The 10148-nt window shown below is 67.6% G+C and carries 9 protein-coding genes; 7 read left to right on the top strand and 2 right to left on the bottom strand.

Annotated features, from left to right (window positions below; translation table 11 throughout):
* Positions 1–89: 89 nt before the first annotated feature.
* The 6 genes from CF70_RS16560 to CF70_RS16535 all read left to right on the top strand — a co-directional run bounded on the left by CF70_RS16560 (position 90) and on the right by CF70_RS16535 (position 7272).
* Positions 90–941, top strand: coding sequence for an alpha/beta fold hydrolase (locus CF70_RS16560; protein ID WP_035866805.1), 852 nt, complete (start codon positions 90–92; stop codon positions 939–941).
* 23 nt (positions 942–964) lie between these two features.
* On the top strand, positions 965–2011 hold the full coding sequence (locus CF70_RS16555) for a 2,5-dihydroxypyridine 5,6-dioxygenase (RefSeq protein ID WP_035866802.1): 1047 nt from the start codon (positions 965–967) through the stop codon (positions 2009–2011).
* Entirely contained in the window at positions 2008–2637 is a 630-nt protein-coding gene (locus tag CF70_RS16550; RefSeq protein ID WP_035866800.1) for an N-carbamoylsarcosine amidohydrolase, read from the top strand. Before CF70_RS16555 ends, CF70_RS16550 begins: the two co-directional genes overlap by 4 nt.
* 217 nt (positions 2638–2854) lie before the next feature.
* On the top strand, positions 2855–5266 hold the full coding sequence (locus CF70_RS16545; protein ID WP_035866798.1) for a xanthine dehydrogenase family protein molybdopterin-binding subunit: 2412 nt from the start codon (positions 2855–2857) through the stop codon (positions 5264–5266).
* Between the two features lie 6 nt (positions 5267–5272).
* Positions 5273–6100, top strand: coding sequence for an FAD binding domain-containing protein (locus CF70_RS16540; protein WP_035866796.1), 828 nt, complete (start codon positions 5273–5275; stop codon positions 6098–6100).
* A gap of 8 nt (positions 6101–6108) precedes the next feature.
* Entirely contained in the window at positions 6109–7272 is a 1164-nt protein-coding gene (locus tag CF70_RS16535) for a xanthine dehydrogenase family Fe-S subunit (RefSeq protein WP_035866794.1), read from the top strand.
* 179 nt (positions 7273–7451) lie between these two features.
* Here CF70_RS16535 and CF70_RS16530 read toward each other — a convergent pair whose 3' ends face one another.
* Both CF70_RS16530 and CF70_RS16525 read right to left on the bottom strand, forming a co-directional pair.
* Positions 7452–8078, bottom strand: a complete 627-nt coding sequence (locus tag CF70_RS16530; RefSeq protein ID WP_035866791.1) for a LysE family translocator — start codon at positions 8076–8078, stop codon at positions 7452–7454.
* Between the two features lie 154 nt (positions 8079–8232).
* Positions 8233–9009: an IclR family transcriptional regulator gene (locus CF70_RS16525; RefSeq protein WP_035866789.1), complete on the bottom strand. Its 777-nt coding sequence runs from the start codon at positions 9007–9009 to the stop codon at positions 8233–8235.
* A 95-nt stretch (positions 9010–9104) separates the two neighbouring features.
* Here CF70_RS16525 and CF70_RS16520 point away from each other — a divergent pair, with 95 nt between their 5' ends.
* Positions 9105–10088 (top strand): Bug family tripartite tricarboxylate transporter substrate binding protein, encoded by a 984-nt coding sequence (locus tag CF70_RS16520; protein ID WP_035866787.1) that lies wholly within the window; start codon positions 9105–9107, stop codon positions 10086–10088.
* The last annotated feature ends 60 nt before the right edge of the window (positions 10089–10148 follow it).

Genomic DNA, 10148 nt, shown 5'->3' with positions numbered 1-10148 from the left:
TCAAGCAGCTCGACCTGGAGCCGGTCGTGCCTGGCGCCGGCGCGTTGCTGTCCGGCGCTTACTGAGCGCCCCGGCCAAGGAGCGATGACATGAGTACCTTTGTTTGCGGCGGCAACGTCCACGCCAACGGCATCCGGCAGCACTACCTGCGTTATGGCGGCAACGGCGGCGCGCGCGCCACGCGCGATCCGGTGATCCTGGTGCCGGGCATCACCAGCCCGGCCATCACCTGGGGCTTCGTCGGCGAACGCCTGGGCGAGCAGTTCGACACCTATGTGCTGGACGTGCGCGGGCGCGGCCTGTCCTGCGCGTCCGATACGCTCGACTACAGCCTGGATGCGCAGGCCGCCGATGTGCTGGCCTTCGCGCAGGCCCTGGGCCTGCAACGCTACAGCGTGGTCGGCCATTCGATGGGCGCGCGCATCGGCATCCGAGCCGCGCGCAGCCGGCCGGCCGGGCTGGCGCGGCTGGTCATGGTCGATCCGCCGGTCTCCGGCCCGGGCCGGCGCGCCTACCCCGCGCAACTCGCCTGGTATGTGGATTCCATGGCGGTGGCGCGGCACGGCGTGGATATCGAGACCATGCGGCGCTTCTGTCCCACCTGGACCGACGCGCAACTGGCCCTGCGTGCCGAATGGCTGCACACCTGCGACGAACGCGCCGTGCTGGCCAGCTTCCAGGGCTTCCATACCGACGACGTGCATGCCGACCTGCCGCATGTCGCGGTACCGGCCCTGCTGATGGTGGCTGGCCGCGGGGATGTGGTGCGTCCCGAGGATATCGACGAGATCCGTGGTCTGTTGCCGCGGACCGAAGTCAGCCACGTGCCGGGCGCCGGCCACATGATCCCCTGGGACGACGAGGCGGGCTTCTATCGCGCGCTGGGCGGCTTCCTCGGCGCTGAAGTTGTCCCACGTCCACGGCAACAGGCCGCGGCCTGAGCCGCCGATCACCAGGAGAGAACATGCCAGTCAGCGATCACGCCCTGATCCAGGCCTGGAAACAGGTCCTTACGCTGTCCCGCCTCGCGCCCGGGCAGACCGTCACCATCCTCACCAGCGCCGCCACCCATCCGCAGACCCTGTCGTGCGCGCTGGTCGCCACGCAGGCGATGGGCGCCATCGTCAACCGCCTGGACCTGCCGCCCGTCAATGGCGACAAGGCGCTGAGCCGCGACCCGCTGGCTTACCTCGGCACCACGGCGCTCACCGGCAACCGCGCCGCCATCGCCGCGCTCAAGGAGAGCGATCTGGTGCTGGACCTGATGACCTTGCTGTTCTCGCCCGAACAGCACGACATCCTGAAAACCGGCACCAGGATCCTGCTGGCGGTGGAGCCGCCGGAAGTACTGGTGCGCATGGTGCCGACCGAGGCCGACCGCGAGCGCGTGACAAGCGCCAACGCGCGGCTGTCGCGCGCCAGGGAAATGCATGTGACATCCGATGCGGGCACCGACCTGCGTTGCCCGCTCGGCGAGTTTCCCGCCATCAGCGAGTACGGTTTCGTCGACGAGCCGGGACGCTGGGACCACTGGCCCAGCGGCTTCGTCCTGACGTGGCCGGACGAAGGCGGCGCCAGCGGGCGCATCGTGCTGGACCGCGGCGATATCCTGCTGCCGCAGAAGGGCTACGTGGCGGACCGTGTCGAGCTGACGGTGGAAGGCGGCTATGCCACGCGCATCGAAGGCGGGCTGGATGCCGAACTGCTGAACGACTACATGGCCTCCTTCAACGACCCGCAAGCCTATGCCATCTCGCATATCGGCTGGGGCCTGCAGCCGCGCGCGCGCTGGTCGACGCTGGGCCTGTACGACCGCGAAGCTTCCATCGGCATGGACGCGCGCGCCTACGAGGGCAATTTCCTGTTCTCGCTCGGCCCCAACAACGAAGCGGGCGGCAGCCGCACCACCGCCTGCCATATCGATATCCCGCTGCGCAACTGCACGGTGCGCCTGGATGGCGAGGACGTGGTCAGGCAAGGCAAGGTACTGGACGGCTGGAACAGAAAATGACGAGACATAGCGAACTCTCCACCTACGAGCGCCAGGGCTTCGGCACGCCGCTGCCGCTGCAAGCCCCCGTGGGCCTGCTGATCGTCGACTTCGTCAACGGTTTCGCCGATCCGGCGATGTTCGGCGGCGGCAATATCGCGCAGGCCATTGCCAACACCGTGCCGCTGCTGGCGGCAGCCCGTGAGCAGGGCTGGGCCGTGGCGCACAGCCGCATCGTGTTTGCCGACGACGACGGCGACCACAACATTTTCACGCTGAAGGTGCCCGGCATGCTGACGCTGAAGGAGCACGGGCCGGCCAGCGCGATCGTGCCGCAGCTTGCGCCGCGCGACGGCGAGCTGGTGGTGCGCAAGACCGTGCCGTCCGCCTTTTTCGGCACGTCGCTGGCGGCCTGGCTGACGCAGCGCGGCGTGCGCACGCTGGTGGTGGCCGGCGCGGTCACCAGCGGCTGCGTGCGCGCCAGCGTGGTCGATGCCATGTCGCACGGCTTCCGCCCGCTGGTGGTGTCGGACTGCGTGGGCGACCGCGCAATCCAGCCGCACGAGGCCAACCTGTTCGACATGGAGCAGAAATACGCCGCCGTGATGCCCCGCGAGCAGGCACTCGCGGCATTGAGGCGCCTCTGAGCGCGCTTGCGCGCCGCACCACGCACTGTATTGGCTAAAGCCCCAATTGACCGCTGCCGTCCGTTTCGCCAATCTGGCGATAAGATCAGTGCACTGAATATGTGCGGCGCGCAAGTGCGCGGAAATGACTTATCGATCAGCCGGTTGCCGAGATGACCGCGATCCACGAACCCCCAAAGCAGTCTCGGATGGCGGCTAACCCGGGCTGGAGGAATGTATGGACAAAGACCACATAGCGAAGGAAGGCGGGCAGGGCGTAGGCGCCCGCGTGGCGCGCAAGGAAGATGCGCGCCACCTGCATGGCAAGGGCCGCTTCGTGGCCGACATCGCCATGCCGGGCCTGCAGGAAGTTGCCTTCCTGCGCAGTCCCATGGCGCATGCGCGGCTGCTGGCGCTGCACAAACCTGAAGGGCTGGAGCACGCGGTGATCGGGCGCGGCGACATGCTCGGCGCGCTCGACATCGTGGCGGACTCGGCCTTTCCCTCTTACCAGCCCTCGGCGCAGCCGCCGCTGGCCAGCGGCAAGGTTCGCTTTGTCGGCGAGCCGATTGCCATGGCCTTCGCACCGACCCGCGCGGAAGCCGAGGACATTGCCGAGCGCGTCGTCGCGGACCTGGACGAACTGCCCGCGCTTACCGACGTGGACGGCGCCAGGCAGGCCAGCGGCACCACGCGTGTCCATGAGCACTGGAAGGATAACCACTTCCTCACGCTTACCGCCGACAAGAATTTCGACACGCTCAGCAAGACCGCCGCGGTGGTGGTCACCCGCAAGATCGACCTGGCTCGCCAGTGCATGGTGCCGATGGAGGGCAAGGCCGTGCTGGCTTACTGGGATCACCAGTTCGACCAGCTGATCGTCTACAGCGCCACCCAGGTGCCGCACATGATCCGCACGGTGCTGAGCCACTGCCTGGGCCTGGAGCAGGAGAAGGTCCGCGTGATCTCGCCCGACGTGGGCGGCGCCTTCGGCTACAAGTGCGTGCTGCAGCAGGAGGAGCTGTGCATCGCGTGGCTGGCCATGACGTATCGCAAGCCGTTCCGCTTTATCGAAGACCGCCGCGAGCACCTGACCGCGGGTGCCAACTCGCGCGAGCACCATTACGAGGTCACGGCCTATGCCGACGCGCGCGGCCGGCTGCTGGCGCTCGACGCAAAGATCGCCATCGATGGTGGTGCCTATTCCGTGTGGCCCTTCACCATCGGCCTCGAGCCGGGCCAGGCTATCGGCAACCTGCCCGGGCCGTATGCCTTCGACGGCTACCGCTGCATCACGGAATGCGTCGCCACCAACAAGCCCGGCTTCGTGCCGTACCGTGGCGTGGCGCGCACCGGCGTGTGCTTCGCCATGGAACTGCTGATCGACGCGCTGGCGCGCGCGGTCAGGCGCGAGCCGTGGGAGATCCGCTGCGAGAACCTGGTGCAACCCGGGGCCATGCCCTACGTCAACGTCACCAACAAGCATTTCGACGGCGGCGACTATCCCGCCAGCGTGCGCAAGGCAGCGGAGATGATCGGGCTGGCGCGCATCCGCGCGCGCCAGCGTGAGCGGCACAGCGATGCCTCGGCGGGATCGCGCTACCTTGGCGTGGGCTTCGGCACTTACACGGAGCAATCGGCGCATGGCACTTCGGTGTTCGCCGCCTGGGGCACGCCGGTGATTCCCGGCTTCGATTCCGCCACCGTGCGCATCACGCCGGACGGCGGGCTTGAAGTGCGCGTCGGCGTGCACTCGCATGGCCAGGGCATGGAAACCACCTTTGCCCAGATCGCGCACGAGATCCTCGGCATCGACGTGGCGCGGGTCAAGGTGGTGCATGGGGACACCGGCGTGACGCCGTTCTCCACCGGCACCTACGCCTCGCGCTCGCTGGTGATGTCCGGCGGCGCGGTGTCGCGCGCCTGCAAGGCGCTGGTGCCGCGCCTGCTGAAGATCGGCGCGCATATGCTGCTGCGCCCGGAGGGCGAGGCCGCGCTGGACGGCGGGGCGGTGAAGGCGGGCGGCGCCGCCGTGCCCATCGCCGACATCGCCAACGCCTGGTATATCAATCCACAGAAGCTGCCCGCCGATGTGGATCCCGCCGGGCTGGAAACCACGATGGGCTACAAGCCCAATGTGGATACCGGCAGCTTCACGTACTCCACCCACGCCGCGCTGGTGGAAGTGGACACCGATTCCGGCCACGTCGAGATCCTCGACTACGTGGTGGTGGAAGACTGCGGCACCATGGTCAATCCCATGGTGGTGGAAGGGCAGACCTACGGCGGCGTTGCGCAGGGCATCGGCACCGCCATGTTCGAGGAAATGCGCTACGACGGCAACGGCCAGCCGCTGGCCTCCACGCTGGCCGACTACATGCTGCCCGGGCCCACCGAGATTCCCGCGATCCGCATCCACCACTTCGAGACGCCGTCCCCGCACACCGAGTTCGGCGCCAAGGGCATGGGCGAGGGCGGTGCCATCGCGCCCCCGGCCGCCATCTTCAACGCCGTCAACGATGCGCTGGGGCAGTTCGGCGTGGAGTTGCTGGAGACTCCCCTCACGCCGCGCAAGGTGCTCGAAGCACTGGCCCGCGCCGAACAAGCGCGAGACGAGCCGCGGACCACGCAAACCAGAGAGGCGGCCTGAACCATCATGAAAGCAGCTGCATTCATCTATCACGCGGCGCCCACCCTGGCCGCGACCTGCGCCGCGCTGGCGGACCGCACCGACAACGCCAAGGTCATGGGCGGCGGCCAGTCGCTGGGCCCCATGCTCAACCTGCGCCTGACGCGGCCCGATGCCGTCTACGATTTGTCGAAGCTGGCCGAGCTGCGCACGGTCAGCGTGGAGCAGGACCGCGTGCGCATAGGCGCTGCCGTCACCCACGCGCAGATCGAGGACGGCGAATTCCCGGCGTTGCGCGGCACCATGCTGCAGTCCGTGGCACACGGTATCGCCTACCGCGCCATCCGCAACCGCGGCACCATCGGCGGCAGCCTGGCGCATGCCGATCCCGCGGCGGACTGGGTGGTGGCGCTGACCGCAGTCGGCGCCGAGCTTGAACTTGCGTCGAAGGGCGGCACGCGCCGGGTACCCATGACGCAATTCATGCTGGGCGCCTACACCACAGCGCTGACGGAGGGCGAAGTGATCGCGGCCGTCCATGTGCCGCGTCACAACGACGACGTGCGCTGGGGCTACCACAAGCTCTGCCGCAAGACGGGCGAATTCGCCGAGGCAAGCTGCGCCGCTTATTTCGATTCGTCCGCGCGCTTCGCCCGCATCGTGCTGGGTGCGCTCGACGGCGCGCCGGCGGTGCTGCACGGCCTGGCCAGCGGCATTGCGGCGCACGGCCCCGCCGCGCTCACCCCGCAAGCCATCCTGGCAGCCGTGACGCAAGCCACACCCGGCAAGGATGCGATCGACCGCAAGCTCTATTGCACCGCCGCGACGCGCTGCATCGAACAACTTTTTAACTGAGGGCCGCAGTGGAAACCATCGCACTGACGATCAATGGCCGCGCCGCTGCCGGTGCCTGCGCGCACCGCACGCACCTGGGCGACTTCCTGCGCGACGGGCAGGGCCTGACCGGCACCCACCTGGGTTGCGAACACGGGGTTTGCGGTGCCTGCACCGTGCTGGTCGACGACAAGCCCGTACGCTCCTGCATCACGTTTGCCAGCGCCTGCGCCGGCAGCAAGGTGGTGACCATCGAAGGCTATGACGACGATGCCGTGATGCGCGAGTTGCGCGCCGCGTTCAACAAGCACCACGCGCTGCAATGCGGCTACTGCACGCCCGGCATGCTCGCCACCGCGCGCGACATCGTGCTGCGGCTGCCGGATGCCGACGAAGCCACCATCCGCCACGAGCTTTCCGGCAACCTCTGCCGCTGCACCGGCTATATGGGCATCGTGGCCGCGATCCGCTCGGTGCTGGCGCAACGGCGGCCGCAAGGCGGCGGCACCGCGCAGGCAAGCACGCCAGCGCCGCGCGCGTTCGTCTGCTTCACGCCCGCCGCCGATAGCGCCGGCGAGGCGCAAGCCATTGCCGCGGCCACGGAGGAGACCGAGCGCAGCGCCGACAAGAAAGGCTGGTCGCGCATCGATGGCGGCTTCAAGGTGCCGTTCCCGGTCGATGACGTCTGGCGTTTCATGGCCGACCTGCCCGCGGTGGCCAGTTGCCTGCCGGGTGCCGCGCTGACCGAGCAGGACGGCGACCGCGTCAAGGGCCACGTCGCGATCAAGTTCGGGCCGATGGCGGCGCGCTTCAACGGCGCGGCGCGGCTGGAACGGGACGACCAGAACCGGCGCGGCGTGCTCAAGGGCGCGGGCCAGGACTCGCTGAGCAACTCCAAGGCCGCGGGCGATATCACCTACGTGCTTCAGGCGGTATCGGCGGGCGAGACCGAAGTGCTGATCGATTTGCAGTATTCCCTGCAAGGCCCGCTGGCGCAGTTCTCCCGCTCCGGGCTGGTGCGCGATTTTGTCCGTCGCATGATGGCCGACTTCGGCAAGAACGTGACCCGCAAGATGGACCCGTCGCTGTCGGAGAGTGAACGCAGCCAGGCCACGCAGATGAATCCGGTGTCGATGATGCTGGGAGTGCTCTGGGAGAGGGTGAAGCGGGTGTTTGGAGGTGGGCGGGATTAAGGCCCCGGGGCAGGGATGGAGGGTGGCAGCGGCATCCCTTTCCGGCATCCCTGCCTTCCCGCCGCCCGAGTCCGGCACGACGATGCGTCCTCCTTCCGGCGTGATCCGGTCCCCGGCCGGCAATCGGCTGCAGAGCTTCCTGTGGGCAAGGAGGAGAACATCGCCCGGGGGGTGCAGGCTTACAGCCGCGACGTCGCCAGGCGCGCGGCGAGTCCCAGGAACACCACCCCCGCAAACCGGTTCAGCGCGCGCTGAGCGCGAGCCGAGCGCAGCAGCAGGGCGCCGAACATGGCCGAGAAGTAGGCGATCACGGAAAAAACAAGCAGGGTGGCGATGATAAAGACCACGCCCAGCACCATGATCTGCAGCGCGATATGCCCACGGTCGGCAGCGACGAACTGGGGCAGGAACGCGAGAAAGAAGATCACGACCTTGGGGTTGGTCAGGTTCATCACCACGCCGCGCCGGTACATGTGCCCGGTGCCAGCGTTGCCGCCGCCGCCTTCGGCCATCTTGCCCACCGGGGCGCGGAACGCCTGCCACGCAAGGTAGGCCAGGTACAGCGCGCCGGCGATCTTCAGCGCCGCGAATGCTAGCTGGGAAGCGGCAAACAGTGCGGCCAGGCCGAAGGCCACCGCGGCCGTATGCACCAGCAGGCCCGTGCACAGGCCAAGCACCACGACCATGCCGGCGCGAGGTCCCCGCATGGCGGATTGCAGCAGCACAAAGATATTGTCCGGGCCGGGGGTCAGGCCAAGTACCACGGCGATGCCGAAGAACGGCAATAGGGTCTCGAGCGGGGGCATGCGCTTCACTCCTTTGCTGCTGCGGATAGTGTGTTGTCGGGTGAGATCCAGTTCCAGTTCCAGTATTGGGCAACAGCCGTCGCCGGACCATCAGGAACGCTTTCGAATACTGCCAGCCAAACGACGATTTGTGCCAGCGTGACGCATCTGTACGTCAAGGATGCCATGTTGCCGGACTGCCCGAAGCTGCCGCGGGCGCGGGCTGGTGGCTCCCCGCCATCGCATACGAAAGCTGGTTGGCCGCGTCCACCACCGTCTGCGCCAGGGCAATCAAGCGCTCTTCATTGAGCCGCGAAGTCGGCCCCGAGATGCACGCGGACCCGAGCAGCCGCCAATGCAGGCCGAACACAGGCGCCGAAACGCTGGAGACTTCCGGCTCGCGTTCGCCCATCGACAGGTGATATCCCCGCCGCCGGATCGATTCATAGGGCTCGCCCGGTTCCCCTGAGAACGCCAGGATGACCCGCCCGGGCGCGCCACTGTCCAGCGGCAGCGCCGAGCCGATGCGCACATGGTGCCGGATGGCCTGCGGACCCTCCACGCGTACCAGGCACATGCGCTGCTGGCCCTCGCGCACGTAGAACGACGCGCTTTCCCCAGTCTTGATCGTCAGCTCCCGCAGCACCGGTTCCACCACTTCGTACACATTGAAGGTGGCCTGGTAACACGCGCCAAGCCAGCCCGCAGCACGCCCGAGCCGCCAGCTGCCGTCTTCCTTCTGCACCAGGTAGTTGTCGGACGCCAGCGTGCGCGCCAGGCGCAGCACCGTGGTCTTGTGGATGCCCGTGCGCCGGCTGAGTTCCGCCAGTGTGAGTTGTGCGTCGCTTACGCCGAAGGCTTCCAGGACGCGCAGCGCACGCCGTACTGCGATCACGCCGCCGCCTGCGTCGTCGGCCGCCTCAATGGCAATGGGGGAGTTGGAAGGGACCATGGTGTGGAATGGGGTGCGTACAGTGAAACAGTATTGTACTGTGTGCAACGACCATCCAGAATCCGTTCCAACAAATAACGAGATGGAGACAAGCAATGCACCTGCTGCGCCGCGGCCTGACCACCGCTCTCTTTTGTGCCCTGGCCATCCCGGCCATCCCTGCCATGGCACAGACCCAAACCTATCCTGCCAAGCCCATCCGCGTGATCGTGCCGTTCCCGGCCGGCGGCGGCACGGACATCATCGCCCGCGAGGTCACCAGCAAGGTGGCGATGGCCATGGGCTGGCGCTTCGTGGTAGACAACAAGCCGGGCTCTGGCGGCAACCTCGGCGTGGACGCCGCGGCCAAGGCCAGCGGCGACGGCTACACCATCGCGCTGGGCCAGACCAGCAACCTTGCCATCAACCCCTCGCTCTACCGCAAGCTGCCGTACGACGTGGCGAAGGACCTTACGCCGGTGGGCCTGGTCGCCAGCGCACCGCTGGTGCTGGTGACCAACGTGGATTCGCCCTACAAGACGCTGGCCGATGTGATTGCTGCCAGCAAGGCGCATCCGGGCACTATCAACATGGCCTCGCCGGGCAATGGCACCGTGGCGCACCTGACCAGCGAGCTGTTCCAGAAGACGGCCGGCATCAAGCTCACCCACGTGCCGTACAAGGGCGCGGCCCAGGCAGTCAATGACCTGATTGGCGGGCAGGTGCAGCTGTACCTGTCGTCGGTGCCGACGCTGATCGGCCATATCCGCAACGGCAAGATGCGTGCGCTGGCCGTCACCTCGGCCAGGCGCATGGACGACCTGCCCAACGTGCCCACCATTGCCGAGACCGGCTACAGCGGGTTCGAGGCCGTGACGTGGTTTGGCTTCGTGGCGCCCGCCGCCACGCCCAGGGACATCGTGGCGCGCCTGAATGCCGAGTTCAACAAGGCGCTACAGGTGCCCGAGCTGAAGAAGAAGCTGAGCGACCAGGGCGCAGATGTTCTGGGCGGCACCCCCGAGCAGTTCGGCGCGCTGCTGAAGAAGGACACCGTTCGCTGGTCAGCCGCCGTCAAGGCATCCGGCGCGCAGGTTGACTGATCTCCGGCATTCACATCCACCCCGTCGCCATCCCCGAATCCCCGAATCCCCGAATCCCCG

It is taken from the genome of Cupriavidus sp. SK-3, assembly GCF_000611145.1.
In the GTDB taxonomy this organism is placed as follows: Bacteria; Pseudomonadota; Gammaproteobacteria; order Burkholderiales; family Burkholderiaceae; genus Cupriavidus.
Note: the sequence above shows the minus strand (reverse complement) of the source record. Positions and strands in the feature narration are given on the sequence as shown.